The organism is Phenylobacterium sp. Root1290 (assembly GCF_001425305.1).
In the GTDB taxonomy this organism is placed as follows: domain Bacteria; phylum Pseudomonadota; class Alphaproteobacteria; order Caulobacterales; family Caulobacteraceae; genus Phenylobacterium.
Genome location: NZ_LMEE01000003.1, coordinates 669,019 through 688,142 on the forward strand (window position 1 = coordinate 669,019; position 19,124 = coordinate 688,142).

General features: G+C 69.1%; 25 protein-coding genes. 9 read left to right on the plus strand and 16 right to left on the minus strand.

The window, feature by feature from the left end; translation table 11 throughout:
* The first annotated feature begins 41 nt into the window (after positions 1-41).
* Complete coding sequence (locus ASC79_RS17785) at positions 42-1,529, plus strand: PAS domain-containing methyl-accepting chemotaxis protein (RefSeq protein ID WP_082532202.1); 1,488 nt, start codon at positions 42-44, stop codon at positions 1,527-1,529.
* Here the strand turns inward: ASC79_RS17785 and ASC79_RS17790 are convergent.
* The 6 genes from ASC79_RS17790 to ASC79_RS17815 all read right to left on the minus strand — a co-directional run bounded on the left by ASC79_RS17790 (position 1,526) and on the right by ASC79_RS17815 (position 5,062).
* The gene (locus ASC79_RS17790) at positions 1,526-1,906 is read right to left on the minus strand and encodes a DUF1801 domain-containing protein (protein WP_056021295.1); all 381 of its coding nucleotides are present in this window, start codon (positions 1,904-1,906) and stop codon (positions 1,526-1,528) included. The genes ASC79_RS17785 and ASC79_RS17790 overlap by 4 nt on opposite strands.
* Before the next feature lie 13 nt (positions 1,907-1,919).
* Positions 1,920-2,333: a DoxX family protein gene (locus ASC79_RS17795; protein WP_056021291.1), complete on the minus strand. Its 414-nt coding sequence runs from the start codon at positions 2,331-2,333 to the stop codon at positions 1,920-1,922.
* A 24-nt stretch (positions 2,334-2,357) separates the two neighbouring features.
* Entirely contained in the window at positions 2,358-2,888 is a 531-nt protein-coding gene (locus ASC79_RS17800) for an SRPBCC family protein (RefSeq protein WP_056021288.1), read from the minus strand.
* A gap of 17 nt (positions 2,889-2,905) precedes the next feature.
* On the minus strand, positions 2,906-3,355 hold the full coding sequence (locus ASC79_RS17805) for a glyoxalase/bleomycin resistance/extradiol dioxygenase family protein (RefSeq protein ID WP_056021285.1): 450 nt from the start codon (positions 3,353-3,355) through the stop codon (positions 2,906-2,908).
* Between the two features lie 94 nt (positions 3,356-3,449).
* Entirely contained in the window at positions 3,450-4,700 is a 1,251-nt protein-coding gene (locus ASC79_RS17810; RefSeq protein WP_056021282.1) for an RNA polymerase sigma factor, read from the minus strand.
* A complete protein-coding gene (locus ASC79_RS17815) occupies positions 4,697-5,062 on the minus strand; it encodes a YciI family protein (protein WP_056021280.1) in 366 nt (121 codons plus the stop codon). Before ASC79_RS17815 ends, ASC79_RS17810 begins: the two co-directional genes overlap by 4 nt.
* 235 nt (positions 5,063-5,297) lie before the next feature.
* On the opposite strand from ASC79_RS17815, the gene ASC79_RS17820 reads away from it, so the two are divergent.
* Entirely contained in the window at positions 5,298-5,951 is a 654-nt protein-coding gene (locus ASC79_RS17820) for a PEPxxWA-CTERM sorting domain-containing protein (RefSeq protein ID WP_056021277.1), read from the plus strand.
* A 94-nt stretch (positions 5,952-6,045) separates the two neighbouring features.
* Here ASC79_RS17820 and ASC79_RS17825 read toward each other — a convergent pair whose 3' ends face one another.
* Together ASC79_RS17825 and ASC79_RS17830 are read right to left on the minus strand one after the other, a co-directional pair.
* Entirely contained in the window at positions 6,046-6,795 is a 750-nt protein-coding gene (locus ASC79_RS17825; RefSeq protein WP_056021274.1) for a LytTR family DNA-binding domain-containing protein, read from the minus strand.
* On the minus strand, positions 6,795-7,910 hold the full coding sequence (locus ASC79_RS17830) for a sensor histidine kinase (protein WP_056021271.1): 1,116 nt from the start codon (positions 7,908-7,910) through the stop codon (positions 6,795-6,797). Before ASC79_RS17830 ends, ASC79_RS17825 begins: the two co-directional genes overlap by 1 nt.
* 207 nt (positions 7,911-8,117) lie before the next feature.
* Here ASC79_RS17830 and ASC79_RS17835 point away from each other — a divergent pair, with 207 nt between their 5' ends.
* Complete coding sequence (locus tag ASC79_RS17835; protein ID WP_056021268.1) at positions 8,118-9,875, plus strand: adenylate/guanylate cyclase domain-containing protein; 1,758 nt, start codon at positions 8,118-8,120, stop codon at positions 9,873-9,875.
* 3 nt (positions 9,876-9,878) lie between these two features.
* Here the strand turns inward: ASC79_RS17835 and ASC79_RS17840 are convergent, their stop codons facing one another.
* From ASC79_RS17840 to ASC79_RS17855, 4 genes are all read right to left on the minus strand, one after another.
* Positions 9,879-10,265, minus strand: coding sequence for a hypothetical protein (locus tag ASC79_RS17840; RefSeq protein ID WP_156378361.1), 387 nt, complete (start codon positions 10,263-10,265; stop codon positions 9,879-9,881).
* Between the two features lie 91 nt (positions 10,266-10,356).
* A complete protein-coding gene (locus tag ASC79_RS17845) occupies positions 10,357-11,049 on the minus strand; it encodes a Crp/Fnr family transcriptional regulator (RefSeq protein ID WP_082532204.1) in 693 nt (230 codons plus the stop codon).
* Between the two features lie 63 nt (positions 11,050-11,112).
* On the minus strand, positions 11,113-11,433 hold the full coding sequence (locus tag ASC79_RS21295) for a UrcA family protein (protein WP_162244304.1): 321 nt from the start codon (positions 11,431-11,433) through the stop codon (positions 11,113-11,115).
* Positions 11,434-11,543: 110 nt separating this feature from the next.
* On the minus strand, positions 11,544-11,909 hold the full coding sequence (locus ASC79_RS17855) for a DUF4180 domain-containing protein (RefSeq protein ID WP_056021254.1): 366 nt from the start codon (positions 11,907-11,909) through the stop codon (positions 11,544-11,546).
* Positions 11,910-12,050: 141 nt separating this feature from the next.
* Between ASC79_RS17855 and ASC79_RS17860 the strand changes: the two genes are divergently transcribed.
* The 3 genes from ASC79_RS17860 to ASC79_RS17870 all read left to right on the plus strand — a co-directional run bounded on the left by ASC79_RS17860 (position 12,051) and on the right by ASC79_RS17870 (position 13,796).
* Positions 12,051-12,272, plus strand: coding sequence for a hypothetical protein (locus ASC79_RS17860; protein ID WP_056021251.1), 222 nt, complete (start codon positions 12,051-12,053; stop codon positions 12,270-12,272).
* 62 nt (positions 12,273-12,334) lie between these two features.
* Complete coding sequence (locus ASC79_RS17865) at positions 12,335-13,234, plus strand: LysR substrate-binding domain-containing protein (protein WP_056021249.1); 900 nt, start codon at positions 12,335-12,337, stop codon at positions 13,232-13,234.
* Between the two features lie 46 nt (positions 13,235-13,280).
* The gene (locus ASC79_RS17870) at positions 13,281-13,796 is read left to right on the plus strand and encodes a DUF1993 family protein (RefSeq protein ID WP_056021246.1); all 516 of its coding nucleotides are present in this window, start codon (positions 13,281-13,283) and stop codon (positions 13,794-13,796) included.
* On the opposite strand, the gene ASC79_RS17875 is transcribed toward ASC79_RS17870, so the two are convergent.
* A complete protein-coding gene (locus tag ASC79_RS17875; protein ID WP_056021243.1) occupies positions 13,772-14,635 on the minus strand; it encodes a ribokinase in 864 nt (287 codons plus the stop codon). The genes ASC79_RS17870 and ASC79_RS17875 overlap by 25 nt on opposite strands.
* On the minus strand, positions 14,632-15,564 hold the full coding sequence (locus ASC79_RS17880) for a nucleoside hydrolase (RefSeq protein WP_056023564.1): 933 nt from the start codon (positions 15,562-15,564) through the stop codon (positions 14,632-14,634). Before ASC79_RS17880 ends, ASC79_RS17875 begins: the two co-directional genes overlap by 4 nt.
* A gap of 142 nt (positions 15,565-15,706) precedes the next feature.
* On the opposite strand from ASC79_RS17880, the gene ASC79_RS17885 reads away from it, so the two are divergent.
* Positions 15,707-15,973, plus strand: a complete 267-nt coding sequence (locus tag ASC79_RS17885) for a hypothetical protein (protein ID WP_162244297.1) — start codon at positions 15,707-15,709, stop codon at positions 15,971-15,973.
* A gap of 55 nt (positions 15,974-16,028) precedes the next feature.
* Here the strand turns inward: ASC79_RS17885 and ASC79_RS17890 are convergent, their stop codons facing one another.
* Positions 16,029-17,297 (minus strand): MFS transporter, encoded by a 1,269-nt coding sequence (locus ASC79_RS17890; protein WP_235528754.1) that lies wholly within the window; start codon positions 17,295-17,297, stop codon positions 16,029-16,031.
* 211 nt (positions 17,298-17,508) lie between these two features.
* On the opposite strand from ASC79_RS17890, the gene ASC79_RS17895 reads away from it, so the two are divergent.
* Positions 17,509-18,144: a glutathione S-transferase family protein gene (locus ASC79_RS17895; protein WP_056021235.1), complete on the plus strand. Its 636-nt coding sequence runs from the start codon at positions 17,509-17,511 to the stop codon at positions 18,142-18,144.
* Complete coding sequence (locus tag ASC79_RS17900; RefSeq protein ID WP_156378360.1) at positions 18,141-18,908, plus strand: M48 family metallopeptidase; 768 nt, start codon at positions 18,141-18,143, stop codon at positions 18,906-18,908. Before ASC79_RS17895 ends, ASC79_RS17900 begins: the two co-directional genes overlap by 4 nt.
* Here the strand turns inward: ASC79_RS17900 and ASC79_RS21175 are convergent.
* Positions 18,905-19,075, minus strand: a complete 171-nt coding sequence (locus tag ASC79_RS21175) for a hypothetical protein (protein WP_156378359.1) — start codon at positions 19,073-19,075, stop codon at positions 18,905-18,907. The two genes, ASC79_RS17900 and ASC79_RS21175, sit on opposite strands and share 4 nt — an antisense overlap.
* Positions 19,076-19,124: the final 49 nt, after the last annotated feature.

The following is a 19,124-nucleotide window of genomic DNA, read 5'->3' on the forward strand; positions in this document are numbered from 1 at the left end:
GGCGGGTGGTTGCTCGCCGCTGATCTGCGGGGGGCAGAGGGATGATGTTCAAGCGAAAGTCGCGCGCCGACGAGGCGGCGGAGAGTGCGGTGGCCGAGCTCGAGGCGATCATGGGCGCGGTCCATAAGTCTCAAGCGGTCATCGAGTTCGAGCTGGACGGCACGATCATCAAGGCCAACGAGAATTTCTACGCCGCCATGGGCTACTCGCCCTCGGAGGTCGTCGGGCGCAAGCACAGCCTGTTCGTGACCCCGGACTACGGCGCCAGCGACGAGTACCGCGACTTCTGGAAGAAACTGAACCGCGGCGAGTTCATGTCCGACAAGTTCCACCGCCTGGCCAAGGGCGGTCGGACGATCTGGCTGCAGGCGACCTACAACCCGATGTTCGACAAGTCGGGCAAGCTCTACAAGGTCATCAAGTTCGCCACCGACATCACCGCCACCGAACTCCAGCATCAGAAGCGGGACGCTGAAAGCGCCGAGGCGCGCGAGCAGCAGGTGTTCGCGGTCGAGGCCACGGCCAAGGCGTTGGCGCGGCTGGCCAAGGGCGACCTGACCTACCGCATCGTCGAGCATTTTCCGGACGAGTACGAGCGGTTGCAGGCCGACTTCAACGCCGCGATCGAACGGCTGCATGACGTGATGACCAGCGTCGCCGTCGCGTCGGGCGCGATCCAGTCGGGGACCGGCGAGATCACCTCGGCAGCCGACGACCTGTCGCGGCGGACCGAGCGGCAGGCGGCCAACCTCGAGGAGACCGCCGCGGCGCTGGACGAAATCACCGCCACGGTGCGCAAGACCGCCGAGGGCGCCAAGGAAGCCCAGGGCGTCGTCAGCGCCGCCCGCGGCGACGCCGAGGCGTCGGGCGCGGTGGTGTCCGATGCGATCGCGGCGATGGGCAAGATCGAGGCGTCGGCCACCCAGATCAGCCAGATCGTCGGGGTGATCGACGAGATCGCCTTCCAGACCAACCTGCTGGCCCTGAACGCAGGCGTCGAAGCCGCCCGCGCCGGGGAGGCCGGCCGTGGCTTCGCGGTCGTCGCCTCCGAAGTGCGGGCCCTGGCTCAGCGCTCGGCCGAAGCGGCCAAGGAGATCAAGGCGCTGATCACTGCGTCGACAGCGCAGGTCAGCTCGGGCGTCGATCTGGTCGGCAAGACCGGCGAGGCGCTGCGGCGGATCGTGGGCGAGGTCGCCAAGATCACCGACCTGGTCACCGAGATCGCGGCGTCGGCCCAGGAGCAGGCTGTCGGCCTGGCCCAGGTCAACACGGCCATCAACGACATGGACCAGATGACCCAGCAGAACGCGGCCATGGTCGAGGAATCGACGGCGGCGAGCCATGCCCTGGCGCAGCAGGCCACGGAGCTGGACGGCGCGATGGCCCAGTTCGCGCTGGGACAGCAGCGGGCGGTCCCCGAGCCGCAACGCCGTCCCACAGCGGTTCCCATGCGGATCGCGGCCTCCGGCGCCGCGACGGCCCGCAAGCTGGAGCCGGCGCCCGACGCCGACCGCTGGGAGGAGTTCTAGGACGTCGCGGCTTTAGCCTTCATTGGGTCGCCGTGCTCGGCGTTGAGCGCGGCGCCTTTGTCGATCAGGCCGCGGATCTCGCCGGCGCCGACCTGACCTGGGCCAGTGAGCTTGATGGTCGCCATCTGGAAGCCGCCGCTGGGCTCGAGCCGCGGGTCGGCGGCGGTCATCTGGGCGCCGCGCCAGAAGGCGAGGTTCATGTGCGTCTTGAAGCCCTTCATCAGGCAGACCGCGCCGTGCGGTGAAGACCACATCGGATGGCCCCACTTGAACTCCTCGGCGAGGCCGGCGGCGAGGGCTTCGGCGCGGACCAGCTTCAGGGCGTCCTGTTGCCAGTCGGGCAGGGTGGCGAGGTAGGCGTCGACCTTGTCGGACATTGATGGCTCCTGATCAGAGACGAACGGGGAAGAGGGCGCGCAGGCGGGCGTCGCGCAGCCAGAGGCCGCCCCACAGCGCCGCGCCGAGATAGACGCCGAACAGGACGTGGCTGAACAGCGGATCGCCGACCCGCATGTGGGTGGCGATCGCGCCGCCCATCACGCCGGTGAACAGCACCGCGCCGAGCACCGAGGTGCGGGGGTTGAGGTAGAGCGCCAGGCAGATCAGCTCGATCACGCCGATGGTGCGGCCGAGCTCCGGCGGGTAGCCGAGCTGGACCAGGGTGTCGCGGACGACCTGGAGGTCGATCAGCTTGATGGCGATGTCGAAGGTCATGAAGAGGGTGGCTAGGCCGGTGAGGATCCAGCCGGCCCAGGCCATGGCTTTAGGCGTGCGAACGGGCGCCGCCGCGTCGAGGGAGGTCATCGGAGTGTTCCTTTGGGAGGCGGCTTAGCCTTGTCGCTCGGCGACCGCCTTGAGGTTGGCGAGGCCCTGCTCGAACTGCGGGCCGACCATCTTTTCCATGGGGTAGAAGATGCTGATCAATTTGGGGACGAAGCCGCTGTGGCCCGACATCGCCCAGGTGACCTTGGCGCCGTCGCCTTCAGGCTCGATCGTGAACTCGGCCCTGTTGTGGGCCTGGAACGGCTTGAGGAAGTCCAGGTTGATCAGCACCCGCGAGGGTTTCTCGGCTTCGGTGATCGCCATGCGCCCGACGCCCGACTTCTTGCCCTCCCAGCCGTAGAGCGCCCCGACCCCGCGTTCGGCGCCGCCGTATTCGCGCTTCAGATCGGCGTCGATGTTTTCGAACGGCGACCAGGCGGTCCAACGGTGGAAGTCCTCGATGAGGTCGTAGAGCGTTTCCGGCTTGGCGCGGACGGTTGTCGAGCGCTCGATCCGGAAATCGCTGGGGTGGTTGGCGGCGTAGGCGACCAGGCCCAGCACCGCGATGATCAGCAGTCCGACGAGCGTCGTGAGCATGGCGTATCCTTTGTGCCTCAGGCGGTCTTGGTTTGGCCGAGCGCCCAGTGGACGCCGTAAGGGTCGAGCAGACGCGCGTAGCGGTCGCCCCAGAACATGTCCTCGATCGGCTGGAGGACCTGGACGCCGGCCTCGACCGCCCGGTTGAACCACGCGTCGATGTCGTCGACCTGCAGGTGCATGGTGAACGAGGCCGACGGCTGATGCTCGAAGCCGTGCCCCATCTCCGGGAAGCAGTCGCAGATCATCAGGTTGCCGCCGTTGATCACCAGCGCGCAGTGCATCAGCCGTTTGCCGTCGTCGGCGGGCAAGCGGAACGTCTCCCGCGCGCCGAAGGCCTTTTGATAGAACGTCGAGGCCTCGCTGGCGCCGACGACGTTCAGGTGCGGGGTGACCCCGATCATCGGCGGGGCGTCGATTTTGGCAAGTTCGCCGGCGGTGGTTTCCACGGTCGCGGAGACGGACATGACGTCTATCCTTCCTGGTTGGCCCGTTGAGGGGCGTCTGATCCAAGGACGAACGACGTTAGCTCGTTCCGACAGCGAGGCTGCAAAAAAGTGTTCAGCCGGTCTCGCCTGCCAGGCTGTCGAGGTGCTGGCGGATGTGGGCCGCCTCGGGTGCGCTGTTGGCCAGGGCGATGGCGCGGTCGAAGGCGACGCGCGCCTCCGCCTGGCGGCCGAGCTGCTTGAGGAAGCTGCCGCGCGCGCCGTGGAAGTAGAAGTAGCTGGCCAGCTGGTCGGCGAGCGGCTCGATCATCGCCAGCGCCGCCTCGGGCCCCTGCGTCTTCGAGATCGCCACCGAGCGGTTGAGGGTGATCACCGGCGAGGGGTTCATATGTTCGAGCGCGGCGTAGAGAAGGTCGATCTGGCGCCAGTCGGTGTCGGCGGCCTGCGCGGCGCGGGCGTGCAGCGCGGCGATGGCGGCCTGGATCTGGTAGGGGCCGGGGGCGGCGTGGCGCAGGGCCTTGTCGACCAGGGCGAGCCCTTCGGCGATCATCGGCCGGTTCCAGAGGCCGCGGTCCTGGTCGTCGAGCAGCACGATCTGGCCGGCTGAGTCGAAGCGCGCGGCGGCGCGCGAGTGCTGCAGAAGCATCAGGGCGGTGAGGCCCATGATCTCCGGCTCGGTCTGGAACAGCCGCAGCAGCAGGCGGGCGAGGCGGATGGCCTCCTCGGCGAACGGCGCGCGGGCGTCGGCCTCGGCGACGGTGGAGGAATAGCCCTCGTTGAAGATCAGGTAGATGACCGCGGCGACCGCGGCCAGGCGATCGGCGCGCTCGGCGGGACCGGGTGCTTCGAAGGCGACATTGGCCTGGCCGATCTTGGCCTTGGCGCGGGTGATGCGCTGCTCCATCGCCGCGTCGCTGACCAGGAAGGCGCGGGCGATCTGCTTGACAGAGAGGCCGCTGACGATGCGCAGGGCGACGGCCACCTGCTGCACCGCCGGCAGATCCGGGTGGCAGCAGATGAACAGCAGCCGAAGGATGTCGTCGCGATAGTCCGAGCCGTCGAGACGCTCGGCGAGCGGCGCCTCGACGTCGTCGAGATCGGAGAGAACGTCCTCGGAGGGCAGGGCCTGGAGGCGCGAGCGCTTGCGCGTGGCGTCGATGCCGCTGTTGCGCCCGACCAGGATCAGCCAGGCGGCCGGATCACGCGGCGGGCCCTTCTCCGGCCAGGACTTCAGGGCGCGCAGGCAGGCGTCCTGAAACGCCTCCTCGGCCAGGTCGAGGTCGCGGAAGTAGCGCAGCAACGCGCTGACCGCCTGCGGACGGGCGGAGGTCAGGGCGGCGTCGATCCAGGCGGGGTCGGTGGTCACGTCATCTCAATTCCGGGCAGGAAGAGGGCGATCGGGCGCAGTTCATAGGCGCCGCCCGGATTGGCCACGGCCAGGTCCCGGGCGATCTGCAGGCCGTCCTCTAGGGTTTCGACGTCGACGATGTAGAAGCCGAGCAACTGTTCCTTGGTCTCGGCGAACGGGCCGTCGACCACCAGGTTCTGCGATTTGCGCAGGGTGGTGGCCGAAGTGGTCGGCAGCAGCCGGATGGCCGGGCCGAGCTTGCCCTCCTGGCGGAGGCGCTCCTGCACGACTTCGAGCCGTTCCATGACCGCGTCGTCCTCTTCCTTGGTCCAGGCGGAGGTCACGGCTTCGTCGTTGTAGCAAAGGATCGCGTAGCGCATCGGTCTGTTCCGTTCTCCCTAAGGACGGGCGAGGTCGCCCGGTCCCGACATGCGGATATATAAAACCACTGGTGAACGCCGCGACGGGTTAGTCGACCGTGCGTCGTATTTCGTCGCGGGCAGCGCGGCCTGGTCGGTTTTCGGCGCAGCTGCGCTGACGGCGCGTGGCCGGTTCACCAAGAGAAGCTCCCGAAAGGCGCCGCGCCTCCCCGCGGCAAGTCACGGAGGGCTACCCATGAAGAAAAGCGTACTGCTGGCGGCGCTGGCCGCGAGCGCCATGATGGCGGGAAGCGCTCAGGCGGCGACGATCTATTCCCAGAACTTCGCGGGCGGCCTGGGCGCCAACGAGAGCGTCGGCGGCAAGTTCAGCGTCGGCGGCGGGACGGTCGGCCACCAGGCCAGCGCCTACACCAACAACGAGTACTCGTTCTATCAGCTGCGGCTGGATCTGACCCAGGCGACGGACGCTCTGCTCGCCTTCGACTACGACATCGTCAGCGAGTACGGCTACGACGCGTTCAACCTGGCGTTCTCGACCACCGGCGTGTTCGGGCCGGGCGCGATGCTGACCCCGGTGTCGACAGACCAGTTCTACACGCTTTCGGGCCGCGCGGCGACGCAGCTGGGCGGCAAGGGCTTTTCCGGCGACCAGTCCGGCCGGGCGGTGTTCGACCTGAGCGCGCTGGCCGGCCAGGTGGTCGACATCCGCTTCCAGTTCGCCAGCGACTACGCCGCGATCGGCAGGGGCGTGACGTTCGACAACCTGCTGGTCACCGGGACCTTGCCGAGCGCGGTGCCCGAGCCGGCGACCTGGGCGATGATGATCATGGGGTTCGGCCTGGCCGGGACCGCGATCCGCAACCGCCGCCGGACTTTGGCCCTGGCCTAGCCGCAAGGCGGATCAGGGAGCCGCCCCCCAATCGGCTCCCGACGATCGCCGTCCTTCCAGCCACGGAAGGGCGGCGTTTTCGTTTGCGGGTCGGTCAGTCCTGATAGAGGGCGAGACGTTCGGTGACGGCGTTCACGTAGGACGGTCCGACGGCGACGTTCACGCCGTCCTCCAGCACCAGCGAGATCAGCCCCTTGCCCAGGCGCTTGACCTCCTTGACCTTGGCCGGCCGCACGAACGCCGAGCGATGCACCCGCACCAGTTCGGACGGCGGCAGCTTGCGCTCCAGCGCCGTCATGGTGGCGCGGTGGATGTGGCTGCGCGTGGCGGTGTGCAGCAGGACGTAGTCCTTGGCCGCCTCGATCCAGTCGATCTCGCCAAGCGGCACGCGCACGTAGCCTGTCCGGACCTGGACCCAGAAGCCGTCGGGGTCCTCGTCGGCCGGAGAGGCCGCGGCCTCGTCGGCGCGGGCGGCGGCGGCGCGCAGGGCCCGGCGGCGGCGGGCGCGCTCGATGGCCTGGCGCAGGCGGTCGAAGCGGACCGGCTTGAGCAGATAGTCCGCGGCTTCCACCTCGAAAGCGTCGGCGGCGTAGAGCTCGAAGGCGGTGACGAAGACGATCTCCGGACGCTCCTCCGACGGCAGGCCGGCGGCGACGTCGAGGCCGCTGCGCTCGGGCATCTGGATGTCGAGCAGCACCAGGTCGGGCTTGAGCGCATCGACGGCTTCGGCGGCCTCGCGGCCGTTGCGCGCAGTGCCGACGACCTCGACATCGGTGATCTGGGTCAGCAGCGCCGTCAGGCGTTCGAGCGCGGCGGGTTCATCGTCAACAAGGAGCAGTCGCATCAGGCGGCGGCCTTCGGTCGGAGCGGGGTGACGGTGGGCGCGCGCTGCAGCGGCATGCGCACCATGGCGAGGAATCCGTGGGCCAGGGGCGTGGCCTGCAGCACGCCGCGTGAGCCGTAGAGCGCCTCCAGCCGTTGGCGGATGTTGTTGAGGCCGACGCCGGCGCCGGGACGAACCTCGCCGCCGTGGCCGCCGTCGCCGTCGTCCTGGACCAGCACGACCAGATCCCCGTCGTCGCGGTTGGCTTCCAGGCGGATGGTCACGGTGTCGCTGGTCGGCGAGACGGCGTGCTTGATGGCGTTCTCGATGAGCGGCTGCAGCAGGAAGGACGGCACCAGGGCGGTGCGCAGTTCGTCGGGGCAGACGAACTCCACGGCCAGGCGCTCGCGAAAGCGCACGCTCTCGATTTCGAGATAGGCCTGCAGCGTGGCCATCTCGTCTTCGAGCGTGATCATGGCTTCGGGGTCGGCGACGAGGGTGACGCGCAGGAAGTCGGCCAGCCTGGACAGCATGCTCTCGGCCTCGTCGGAACGGCCGGTGATGACCGCCGCCGAGACGGCGTTGAGCGTATTGAACAGGAAGTGCGGGTTGAGCTGGTAGCGCAGGGCGGCCAGACGCGCGGCGCTGGCGGCGGCGTTGGCTTCGCTGGCCGCGGTGCGGGCGTCGGCAAGTTGGCGTTCGCGCTCGCGGACGGTCGAGTTGGCCTGAAGCGTGACGTAGAAGGCGCCGAGCATCGCCAAGATCCAGAGGAAAGCCACGAAGTTGGCCACGGCGCGCATCCAGGCGGTCAGTTGCGGCTGCGGATCTCCGCGCGCGCGGATAAACTCCATGATCAGTACGTCAGCATAGGCCAGCAGCGCGGCGGCCACGACCACCGCCAAGCCGATGAGCCCGAACCGAGCGATGGCCGGTCGATAGCGCGTGTGGATTGCAGCGATGTAGAGCAGCAGCGACACCGCCACGCCCAGGCCGTTGATCAGCAACACGGTCACCAGGAGCGTCGAGCTCATCGGTCGCCCGACGGTGATGCTGGTGGCGGTGAAGAGCACCCCGGACATCAGCCATACGCCGAGCGTCAGCCATAGCGCCTGGCGGGATTCAGCAGACTTGAACATCGCAGCCCTCGCGTTCAATCGCGGGACGTTAGCGCAAAGCCGCGCGTGCGGCGTCCCTTCTCGTCGACGACAGGGCCGAGTTGGTCGCAGCGTGGGCGTAAGTTGATGAATTCGTGCGACCAATGGCGTTCCGGGCGTTGGGTCGCTAGCTGTTCTGCTATAGTCCGCGAACTGCGGGGGCGGGCCGATGGAGGCTTGGCCTGACCTATGGAGCGCCGGCTCACCGCGATCATGGTCGCCGACGTGGTCGGCTACAGCCGACTCATCGAGGCCGACGAAGAGGCGACGCTGGCGCGCTTCGCCGACCATCTGCACGAGTTGGTCGAGCCGTCGATCGCCGGCTGTCGCGGACGGATCATCAAGACGGCGGGGGATGGACTGCTGGCGGCCTTCGCGAGCGTCGTCGACGCGCTGAACTGCGCCGTCCAGATCCAGCGCGGCATGGCGGCGCGCAATGACGGCCTGGCCGAGGACGATCAGATCCGGTTCCGGGTCGGGCTGAACGCCGCCGACGTGGTGATCGACGGCGACGACATCCTGGGGGACGGGGTCAACGTCGCCGCGCGTCTGGAGAGCCTGGCCGAGCCGGGCGGCATCTGGATCTCGGCGCGGGTGCAGGAGGACGCGAGCGGCCGCGTCGACGTCTCGTTCGACGACATCGGTGAGCAGAACCTGAAGAACCTGGCGCGGCCGGTACGGGCCTACCGGGTGCTGCTGGACCCCGGCGCGGCCGACCTGGGACGACGGGCGGCGCTGGCCCTGCCGGACAAGCCGTCGATCGTAGTGCTGCCGTTCCAGAGCTTCGGGCCGGAGGCGGACAGCGACTATTTCGCAGATGCGGTGACCGACGACGTGGTGACGGCGCTGTCGCGCTGGCGCTGGTTCTTCGTGATCGATCGCAACACCAGCTTCACCTACAAGGGCCGCAGCGTGGACGCCCGTCAGGTCGGGCGCGACCTTGGGGTCCGCTACGTGCTGGAAGGCAGCGTTCGCCGGGCGGGCGAGCGGGTGCGGGTCAATGTGCGGCTGATCGAGGCGGTCAGCGCCCAGCAGATCTGGGCCGACGGGCTGGATCGCAACATGGCCGACCTGTTCGCCCTGCAGGACGAGATCACCGAGCACGTGGTGGCGGCCATTGAGCCGGCGATGCTGGACACCGAGGCCGCTCGCATCGCCCGCAAGAGCCTGGCCGATCTCAGCGCGCTGGACTGCTTCCAGCGGGGCATGTGGCACTTCAACCGGATGAGCGCGGGCGACTACCACCAGGCGCTGGCGCTGTTCAGGCAGGCGATCGCGCGCGATCCGGACCTGTCGCTCGGCCATATGGGCCTGGCGCGGATGCTGTACGGCGGAGCGATCTATGGCTGGTCGCGCGAGCCGGTCGCCGATCTGGAGGAAGCGCGCGCGGCGGCCCGCCGGGCGGTGGCGCTCGATCCGCGCGACGCCTACGGCTACTTCGCCGGGGCGGGGGCCTCGCTCTATCTAGGGCGGCACGAGGAGGCGCTGGAGCAGGCGCAGCGGGCCCTGGCGCTGAACCCGAATTTCGCTTTCGGTCACTTCCGGCTGGGGCAGGTGCTGATCTACTTCGGCAAGCCGGCCGAGGCGGTCGCCCCGATCGAACGCAGCCTGAGGCTCAGCCCTTACGACCCGCAGATCGCGCCGATGCTGCAGTTGCTGGCGCTGGCCCACTACCAGGCCCGCAACTATGACGAGGCGGTCGGCCACGCCCAGAGCGCGGTGCGGCTGAACGACTCGCGCGCCGCCGCCATCCTTGCGGCCAGCCTGGCGCGGCTTGGCCGCTTCAAGGACGCCCGCGCCGCCTATCCGAACGCCTTGCGCGAGCGCGCACACGCCGAGGCGCCCCGGCTGGTCACCTACGCCAATCCCGAAGACGAGCGGCATCTGCGCGACGGCGTGCGCATGGCCTTCCTGAGCGAGGACGGGGAGGGCGAGCCGCTTTACTGAGGGCTACTTGTGCAATGGATGCTTGTCGGCGGGATAGCGGCTCTTGATCAGCACCGTGACGCCGCCGCGGGTCTCGGCCGCGTCGGGGGCCTGCCAGATGTTGAGTTCGAAGTCGTAGCCGGGCGCCCAGGCGAAGGTGACCGGGATCGGCGGCTGGGCGCTCAGGGCATAGTGAAGGATGCCGCGCAGGGTCTCGTGGAATGCGCCGGGCAGGGTGTCCAGGTAGGCGTCGAGCGCGCGGTGCAGCACCGTGCCGGGCGGCGTCAGCAGGTCGGCGTCGATCTTGCCGCCCGATGCGAACGCCGCGGCGTTCGAGGCGGCGAACTTCTCGATCTCGCCGGGGCAGAACGAGGCGTTGAGCTTGGACATCGCAGTTTGGAGCGCAGGCATCTGTCGTCCCTCTGTTGCTGGGATCTGCGCCGCGCGAGCGCCGCCGGCGCCAAGTCGCGCATACCATACCGGCTCTTCGACCCCGGCGGGATCAGGTTCCCAACTGATGGCCGATCAGAGCCTCCAGCCGGTCGGGAACTATGAGGCGGACCCCGGCGGGCGCCAGTTCGATCCAGCCTTCGTGGACCCACTCGTGCAACTTGCGGTTCACCTTCTCGCGCGAGAAGCCGAGCCGGCGGCCGATCTCGGTCTGGGTGAGCGGCACGAGGCCCGCCGCGCCGTGTTCGGCCAGCAGCAGGCGGGCGAGGCGGCCGCCGAGGTCCAGCGTCGAGCGGTCGCTGATGGCGATGTCGGCGGCGCGCAGGCGGGCGACCAGTTCGACGACGAGGGCGACCGCGGCCTGGGGTTCGGCCTCCAGCGCGCCGAGCATGGCCGAGCGGGAGATGCGCCAGAGCCGAGAGCGGCGGAGGGCGGCCACGTCGGCCGAGCGGGCCCCGCCGTCGAGGGCCGCCATCTCGCCGACCAGGGCGCCGGGACCAAGCGCGATCAGGCGAATGTCGCGGCCGTCACGGGTGGAGGTGCGCACCTCGACCTCGCCGTCGACAATGACATAGACGGCGTCACCAGGATCGCCGGCCTGGAACAGCACCTCGCCGGGCGCGAGAGCGATCCAGCCGCCCGAACTCGCCAGACGCTCGACCCCCGCCTGGGACAGGCACGCCAGCACAGGGCTCCTGGCGAGACTCGCCAGGACGGATCCTGCGCTGTCGGACCGATCGGACACGGCGATAGCCTCCGCTCACGAGAGCGGAGGCTATCATAGCGGGCCGAACCGTGGGCTGTCGGTTCAGCGCCGCGCCAGCTGCGTCGCGCTCTGCGGCGCGTAGAGCGCAGTGACCAGGGGCGCATCGAGCTTGGTGACGGCCTTCTCGATCATCTCCTTGCGGCACTTGCGGACGTCGTGGGCGTAGTCGAAGGAGTAGCCTTGGAGCGGGCCGCAGAAGTCGCGGGCCGCCAGGTTGATGCGCTTGAAAGCGGTGCGGGCGCCGGCGTCCGAACGGACGTTGAGATCACCGACTTTGACCCGCATGACGCCTTCTTCGGCTTGAGCGCCAGTCGCCATGGAAAGGGCGAGAACGGCGAGGGTCGGGAGAACCAAGCGATGCATGACTGCCTCCAGGGGAGTGAAGGACCGCGGGATGCGGCCGTCTTGTGAGGCAGATTCGTAGGCCCGGATCGGGCGGACGGCTGTGACCTGGGTCACGCCGCCGAACATCGTTATGCGGTTTGGGCGGCCTTGGCCTCCAGCGCGGCGCGGTCGGGCATGAACCAAACCTCGCGACCTCGATTGCATTCGCCGATGAAGTCGCGCAGCGGCCCGCTGGCCGCCGCCGCCTGCGAGACATCGCCAAGGATGACCACGCGCAGGCGGTAGTTGACGAACTTCTGCAGCACCTCGCCGGCAAGCCCCGAAGACAGGCGCAGGAACTCGGGCGAGAGGCGCTGGACCGGGATCACCACCAACTGCGCGTCGATCGAGAACGCCTCGCCGATGATGTCGCTGGCGTCGCGGCTGGTGGCGAGCGGCGCGCCGTCCTGGGGCCAGAGCAAGGTGCGCAGGCCGGCGATTTCGGTGGTGTCCATACCCGCTAAAGTGGCGACGGCTCAGCGGGTGTCAATCGCGTGGCGCACTTGTGAGCTGAAGTCACGAACGGTCGGCCAACTAGTCGTTTGCGGCGCGGCCCGCAGCTTCGCATGCTGGCGACGCAGATCGAGGGCTGACCGATGCTGGCCGAACGAATGTCGATGGCGGCGGATGTGGAACGCGGGGTCGCCCGCTGGTTCCTGGACCGGGCGATCTACGAACTGCACAGGCTTTGGGCCTGTTACTGGTGGCTGCTCAGGGCGCATGTGGCGGCCAGGCATTTCATTCCGCGGGCAAGCCTGGAAGCGCCGCCGGCAGAGTGGATGAAGGTGATGCAGGCACCCTGCGAGACGGATCAGTAAAGCCTGCTGTCGCGGGCTCGGGCGTAGCGTATAACCACGATATGTCTGTGATCTGAGGTCACATGCCTAAGCGAAACCTGCCGCCGCTCACCGCCCTGCGCGCCTTCGAGGCGTTTGCGAGATTGGGGCGGATGAACCTGGCCGCCGACGAGCTCTGCGTCACCCACGGCGCCATCAGCCGGCAGGTCCGTAGTCTGGAGCGGCTGTGCGGGGTGCGGCTGACGCAGGGGCCGCGCAACAGCCTGAGGCTGACCGAGTCGGGGCTGGACCTGGCCGAGAGCCTGGCCTCGGCGTTCGAGGGGATTGAGCGCACCTTCACGAGCCTGAAGTCGGCGGCGGACCGGGAGTTGCATGTCTCCTGCGTCGGCACCCTGGCCATGCGATGGCTGATCCCGCGGCTTCCGGCCTTTCACGCGCGCCATCCGGGACTGAACATCCGAGTCACCGAGGCCTATGGCCCGGTCGATTTCGGCCGCGATCCGTTCGACGCGGCGATCCGGCTTGCGGAGAGTGTCGTCGGCGAGGGGCTGGAGGCGACGCCGTTCCTCGACAATTTTCATGGTCCGGTGATGTCGCCGCGGCTGGCGGAGCTGGGCCTGGCGGCCGCGCCGCGGCTGCACACCCGGCCACACCGACAGGCATGGCGCGAGTGGGCCGAGCATTCCGGCGTGACGATCGACGCCGGCGTCGAGCACCGCGAATACGAGCATCTGTTCTACATGCTGGAGGCGGCCGTCGCGGGCTTGGGCGCCGGGGTGTCTCCCTGGATCTATGTGGCGGGCGATGTTGCGTCGGGCCGGCTAGCGGCGCCCTATGGTTTTGTGCCGACCCCGGCGCGGTTCCACTTCGTGACGCCGAAGTCGGCCGCGAGGCCGGTCACCGCGGCGTTCCGCGACTGGCTGCTGGAGGAGGCCGCGTCCGCGCCGCTACCGTTGGTCGGGGCCGTTGCAGCTGAGCTGTAGGCCGACCATATTCGGCCCTGGTTTTCTGCTGTCGCTGGAGCGCGCCATGTCCCTGTCCATGTATCAAGCCTCGATCCCGGTCTTCGTGCGGGGGCTGAATGCGCTTCGCGGCCTGCTGGAGAAGGGCGCGGCGCACGCGGCCGCCAACGGGACTGATCCGAACGCTCTGGTCAGCGCGCAGCTGGCGCCCGACATGCTGCCCCTGGCCGGTCAGGTCCAGCGGGCCAGCGACACCTCGAAGCTGTCCGGCCAGCGGCTGAGCGGCGTCCAGGCGCCGTCGATGCCCGACACCGAGACGACCTTGGACCAGCTGATCGGCCGAGTGAACGACACCATCGCCTATCTGGAGACCATCGACGCCAAGTCGCTGGACGGCGCCGAGAGCCGGACGATCGAGCTGAACTTCGGCCCTGGAAACAAGCATGTGTTCCGCGGCGACGACTACCTGCTCGGCTTCGCCCTGCCGAACTTCTACTTCCACGTGGCGATCGCGCACGGGATCCTGCGCAGCCAAGGCGTGGGCGTCGGCAAGCTGGACTACATCGGCGCGCCGCCGCGCTGAAGCCTGGCCTCGACCTCGGCGCGGCTCGGCAGCGAGGGTTGGGCGCCGGGGCGGGTCGCGGCCAGCGCGCCCGCGGCGCAGGCGAAGACTAGGGCGGCCTCATGTGACTGGCCTTCCAGCAAGGCCAGGGTGAGGGCCGCGACAAATGCGTCTCCGGCGCCGGTGGCGTCCACGGCCTCGACCAGCGGAGGGACGGCGGTTGCGAGCTGGCGTCCGCCTTGGAACAGTCCGGCCCCCTTGGCGCCCCAGGTGACGGCGACCAGGCCGGGGATGCTGTGCAGCGCCTGGCCGTAGAAGGCCGCCTCGGTCTCGTTGACCACGACAAGGTCGGCGCGGGCCAAGGTCTGCGGCGGCAGCGGGGCCGCGGGCGCCAGGTTGAGGCAGACGAAGCCGCGCGCCTGGGCGACCGCGGCGGCGACGGTCCGTACGGGCAGCTCAAGCTGGCAGATCAGGGCCTCGCTGGTCGGGGCGCCCAGCTGGTCAGGGGTGAAGGCGGCGTTGGCCCCGGGCGCGACGATGATCTGGTTTTCGCCGTCGGCGGCCACGGCGATCAGGGCGACGCCGGTGGCGGCGAGCGCGTCCGCCGCGCACCGATCGAGATCGACGCCCTCGGCCGCCAGCAGGGCCAGGGCCTCTTCCGCCATGCTGTCGGCGCCGACCCGGCCGACCAGGGTCACGTCTGCGCCGAGCCGCCGGGCGGCCAGGGCCTGGTTCGCGCCCTTGCCGCCGGGATGGCGGGCCAGAGTCGCGCCGGTCACCGTCTCGCCAGGCGCGGGCAGGTTCGCGGCGGTGGCCACGAAGTCCAGGTTGACCGAGCCTATGACGGTGATCGAGGTCATCGGGCGAGCAGTTCGTTCAGCAGAGCGAAGACGCCGTCGGCGTCCGCATGCGTGGCCCAGAAGATCCGCGCCGCAGCCGGATCCTGCAAGCCGAACTCGACGGCGGTGTGTCCCACTGTCAGCCGTGACGAGGTCTCTACCTTCAGCTGGCAGGGACGCAGGGTGAAGAGTTCAGGCGCGAGGATGTAGGCGATCACACAGGGGTCGTGGATCGGTGCGCCGGCCCCGCCGACGATGTCGCGCTCCAGGGCGCTGGAGAAGGCCAACAGGTTGGCGCTGGCCTGGGCGGCGGGCGTGTCGATGGCGGCGATGGCGGCGATGCGGGCCGGGTCGGAGCGGACCTGGTGAGTGACATCCAGGCCCATGACCACGCACCGCGCGCCCGAAGAGAACACCACCTCGGCGGCGTGGGGATCGGCCCAGATGTTGTATTCGGCCGAGGCGGTGACGTTGCCGCCCTCGCGCCGGGCGCCGCCCATGACCACGATTAGGCCCAGGCGCTCGATGATGTCCGGCTCCAGCCGCATGGCCAGGGCCAGGTTGGTGCAGGGGCCGGTCACGGCGAGGGTCACTTCGCCGGGCCCATGGCGCATGACGAGGTCGACTATGACGTTGGCCGCGTGCCCCTCCTCGACGCCCTTGGTCGGCGCGAACAGCGGCAAGGCGCCCAGCCCGCTCTCGCCATGGAAGTCGCCGGCGTCGAGCGGCGGGCGGATCAGCGGGACCTTGGCCCCGGCATGGATCGGCACGTCCTCGCGTCCCGCGATCTGGCGGATGATGGCGGCGTTGCGGGCTGTCAGATCGGCGGCGACGTTGCCGCCGACGGTGGTGATGGCGAGGATCTCCAGGTCTTGCGGCGCGGCGAAGGCCATGAAGAGGGCGACGGCGTCGTCGACGCCCGGGTCGCAGTCGAAAATCAGCTTGGTCACCACGGCATTCTCCTGAGGAACGCGCAGCTCGGCAAGCGCGCATGAAACCGCTGGCCCGCCGCTTCTGTCATGCTCGCGGCGCCGTTGGCGTCGAAGGTCGGCCGTGGCAAAGGCCAGCGCAGGCAGGCAAGCGAGGACAGCGATGACTGAAGACGGTGGAAAGACGGGAAGGCGGCTGGCGCCCGAGTTGATCGGGCGGGCGGTTGCGCTGGCCATGGTGGCCGGGGCGATCTTCCTGGCGCCGCCGGCGAAGTTCTGGCTGGCCGGCGCGGGCTGCGCGCTGGCGGCGGCGGTGTTCCTGATCCAGGCGGCGACGGGGCGGCCGGTGCGGCGAGCCCGGTGGCTGAACCTGGTTTTCGGGGTGATCTTCGCGGTGACCTCGTTCTGGCTGGTGTTCCTGCCGCACTGAGGCGGCATACCAGCGGAGCGAGGGTGCGGGGACGCCGAAGCGTCCCCGCTTAGTCCTAGCTGACCATTTCTTCGCGGATGGTCTTGCGGGCCATCCAGAAGAGGCCGAAGGCGACGAAGCCGAAGCAGGTCGACAGCATCAGCGCCCAGCGCACGCCCTGGGCCGAACCCAGACCGAAGCCGTTGCTCATCACGTCGGACAGGATGCCGACCGCCAGCGGGCCGAGGCCCAGGCCGATCAGGTTGATCGTGAACAGCAGGATCGCCGAGGTGGTGGCGCGCATGTGCGGCGGCACGATCGACTGGCCGATGGCGTAGACCGGGCCGTACCACAGCGAACCGAGCAGGCCGTTGATCACCAGGATCCACAGCGCGACCGAAGCCGACGGGACGCTGACGGCGATGATGTAGATCGGCACCGCCAGCAGCGAGGCGATGGCCGGGACCGACACGTAGCCGCGCAGGTCCTTCTTGGCGTAGCGGTCGGCGATCTGGCCGCCGAGATAGGCGGAGATGGCGCCGGCGGTGCCGCCCATCAGACCCAGGGCCAGGCCCAGGAAGCCGATGGACTGGAGGTTGAAGCCGGCCGCCAGGTTCGAGACTTCCTCGCCGTGGACGCGCAGGAAGAACGAAGCGGTGAACGGGGCGTGGCCGTAGCCGATGAACGCCTTGATCGCCGCGCCGAGCGCGATGAGCCAGAAGGTCTTCTTGGTGCCGAGGTACTTGAGGGTCTCGCCGAAGGTCGCCTGGTTGGCCTGAATGGCGGCCGAGTGCTGGGCGATCAGCTTGCGGGGCTCCTTCAGCGTGAACCAGCAGAGCAGGGCGAACAGGATGCCCGGGGCGCCGGCGACGAAGAAGGCGACGCGCCAGCCGTAGGCGTCGGCGATCAGGCCGCCCATGACCAGGCCGAGGAGGCCGCCGAGCGGCGTACCCATCGAATAGAAGGCCAGGGCCGAGGCGCGCTTTTCCTTCGGCACGTAGTCGGCGATCAGCGAGTGCGCCGGAGGGGTGCAGCCGGCTTCGCCGACGCCCACGCCGATTCGGAACAACACCAGCTGGGCGAAGTTCTGAGCCATGCCCGAAAGGGCGGTGAAGCCGGACCACACCGCCACGGCGGTGCCGATGATCATCGGGCGGTTCTTGCGTTCGGCCAGGCGGGCGATCGGGATGCCCAGGACGGTGTAGAAGATCGCGAAGGCGAGGCCGCTCATGAGGCCGAGCTGCCAGTCGGCGAGGCCAAGGTCGTTCTTGATCGGCTCGGCCAGAATGTTGACCACGGCGCGATCGAGGAAGTTGACGATGTAGATCCCCAAAAGGAGGAACATCGCATACCGGGTATAAGAGGCTGAATATGGTGCTGCGCTGACCGCCGAGGCGACAGGCGGAGCTGTTGGTTCAACCGACGGCGCGGCGGTCTCGGTCATGAATGGCGTTTCCTGCAGAAAATTGGGGAACTGAATTTCTTATTATCCGCGCACTCTAGACGAGGCGCCCGGGGCTTGGGCAATAGGCTGACGCAAGGAAAAGGAGCGGCCTATGGAACTCGTGATCGGAACGAAGCGGTGGTCCACCTGGTCGCTGCGACCCTGGCTGGTGCTGAAACACACCGGGGCGGCCTTCACCGAGACCCTCGTCGGGCTGCGCCAGGACGATGGAAAGACCGAGGCCGCGATCCTGCCGCACTCGCCGTCCGGGCTGGTGCCGGCGCTGAAGGACGGCGGTCTTACCGTGTGGGATTCGTTGGCCATTTGCGAATACCTGGCCGAAAAATTTCCCGAGGCAAAGCTCTGGCCGGCGGATGCCGAACTGCGCGCCCTGACCCGTGCGGCGGCCGCGGAAATGCACTCCGGTTTCCAGTCGCTGCGCGGCGAGTGCCCGATGGCGCTGGAGGCCGAACCGAAGGTCGCCACCCTCTCGGAAGCCACCCAAAGGAACGTGCGCCGGATCGTCGCTATGTGGTCGGACCTGTTGCGCCGGTCGGGCGGACCCTATCTGGGCGGGGAATGGTCGATTGCAGACGCCTTCTACACGCCCGTCGCCTCGCGGTTCCGGACCTACGGGGTGCACCTGTCGGACTATGGGGACGACGGAGCCTGCGGCGCCTATGCGACGCGGCTGCTGGCGACGCCGGAGTTCCGCGAGTGGGAGGCGGCGGCGCGCGCCGAGGCGTGAGCGTGATCCGCAACCTGCTGGGCGTGCTGGCCGCCGGCGCGCTGCTGGTCGCCTGTTCCGAAAACACCGAGACCGGGCGCGCGCAGTTTGCGGTGGTGCCCGACGAGGCCCTGACACAGATGGCCGACCAGGCCTGGGCCGACATGCGCGCGCAGACCCCGGCGGCGGACGATCCGGAACTGCAGGCGCGCTTGGCGCGGGTCGGCGGCAAGATCGTGCAGGCCAGCGGCCGCCCCGACCTGGACTGGGAGTTCGTGGTCTTCGATCGGCCGGAGATCAACGCCTTCGTGCTGCCGAACGGCAAGATCGGCGCCTTCAGGGGGCTGATGGACTTCGTGCAGGACGACGACGAACTGGCCGGCGTGCTGGGGCACGAGGTCGGGCATGTCCTGGCGCGGCATCCCTCCGAGCGGGTCAGCCAGCAGATGGCGGTCGAGCTGGGAGTGAACGTGCTGCAGGCGGTGCTGTCCAACGGCGAGTACGGCGAACATGCCGGCGAGATCGCCGGGGCGCTGGGCATGGGGGCGATGTACGGCGTGATCCTGCCCTACTCGCGCAATCACGAGTTGGAGGCGGACCGGGTCGGGGTGGAATTGGCGCAGCGGGCGGGCATGGACCCGGCCGGGGCCGTGCGGTTCTTCGAGCGGATGGCGGCCGAAGGCGAAAAGCAGCCGCAGCCGCCCGAGGTGCTGTCGACCCATCCGGCCGACGGGCCGCGGCTGGCGGCGTTGCGCGAGGCGGTCGCCGCCCTGCCGAAGGGTTAGATGGCGGAGGCGGCGCTGACGCCGTCGTGGAACAGCGCCACGGCGGCGGATTCGGCCTCGGCCTGGCTGGGCGCCACGCCGCCGGCGACCAGTTCGCCCTCGTAGTCGAACACCCGCCAGCGCCAGCCGTCGTCAGCCGGATCGATCGCGTAAGCCAGTTCGCCCATGTGCCTCTCCTGGCGTCCCGGATCGGGACCGCAGGATATGGTCAAGCAA

Coding starts and splice junctions, on each gene's coding strand:
- ASC79_RS17830 (WP_056021271.1), bottom strand. CDS start 7,910: ATGTTCAAGTCTGCTGAATCCCGCCAGGCGCTATGGCTGACGCTCGGC.
- ASC79_RS21175 (WP_156378359.1), bottom strand. CDS start 19,075: ATGGGCGAACTGGCTTACGCGATCGATCCGGCTGACGACGGCTGGCGC.
- ASC79_RS17885 (WP_162244297.1), top strand. CDS start 15,707: ATGACTGAAGACGGTGGAAAGACGGGAAGGCGGCTGGCGCCCGAGTTG.
- ASC79_RS17795 (WP_056021291.1), bottom strand. CDS start 2,333: ATGACCTCCCTCGACGCGGCGGCGCCCGTTCGCACGCCTAAAGCCATG.
- ASC79_RS21295 (WP_162244304.1), bottom strand. CDS start 11,433: ATGCATCGCTTGGTTCTCCCGACCCTCGCCGTTCTCGCCCTTTCCATG.
- ASC79_RS17875 (WP_056021243.1), bottom strand. CDS start 14,635: ATGACCTCGATCACCGTCATAGGCTCGGTCAACCTGGACTTCGTGGCC.
- ASC79_RS17895 (WP_056021235.1), top strand. CDS start 17,509: ATGGAACTCGTGATCGGAACGAAGCGGTGGTCCACCTGGTCGCTGCGA.
- ASC79_RS17870 (WP_056021246.1), top strand. CDS start 13,281: ATGTCCCTGTCCATGTATCAAGCCTCGATCCCGGTCTTCGTGCGGGGG.
- ASC79_RS17805 (WP_056021285.1), bottom strand. CDS start 3,355: ATGTCCGTCTCCGCGACCGTGGAAACCACCGCCGGCGAACTTGCCAAA.
- ASC79_RS17815 (WP_056021280.1), bottom strand. CDS start 5,062: ATGCGCTACGCGATCCTTTGCTACAACGACGAAGCCGTGACCTCCGCC.
- ASC79_RS17825 (WP_056021274.1), bottom strand. CDS start 6,795: ATGCGACTGCTCCTTGTTGACGATGAACCCGCCGCGCTCGAACGCCTG.
- ASC79_RS17840 (WP_156378361.1), bottom strand. CDS start 10,265: ATGCCTGCGCTCCAAACTGCGATGTCCAAGCTCAACGCCTCGTTCTGC.
- ASC79_RS17835 (WP_056021268.1), top strand. CDS start 8,118: ATGGAGCGCCGGCTCACCGCGATCATGGTCGCCGACGTGGTCGGCTAC.
- ASC79_RS17865 (WP_056021249.1), top strand. CDS start 12,335: ATGCCTAAGCGAAACCTGCCGCCGCTCACCGCCCTGCGCGCCTTCGAG.
- ASC79_RS17820 (WP_056021277.1), top strand. CDS start 5,298: ATGAAGAAAAGCGTACTGCTGGCGGCGCTGGCCGCGAGCGCCATGATG.
- ASC79_RS17800 (WP_056021288.1), bottom strand. CDS start 2,888: ATGCTCACGACGCTCGTCGGACTGCTGATCATCGCGGTGCTGGGCCTG.
- ASC79_RS17860 (WP_056021251.1), top strand. CDS start 12,051: ATGCTGGCCGAACGAATGTCGATGGCGGCGGATGTGGAACGCGGGGTC.
- ASC79_RS17890 (WP_235528754.1), bottom strand. CDS start 17,297: ATGTTCCTCCTTTTGGGGATCTACATCGTCAACTTCCTCGATCGCGCC.
- ASC79_RS17855 (WP_056021254.1), bottom strand. CDS start 11,909: ATGGACACCACCGAAATCGCCGGCCTGCGCACCTTGCTCTGGCCCCAG.
- ASC79_RS17790 (WP_056021295.1), bottom strand. CDS start 1,906: ATGTCCGACAAGGTCGACGCCTACCTCGCCACCCTGCCCGACTGGCAA.
- ASC79_RS17785 (WP_082532202.1), top strand. CDS start 42: ATGATGTTCAAGCGAAAGTCGCGCGCCGACGAGGCGGCGGAGAGTGCG.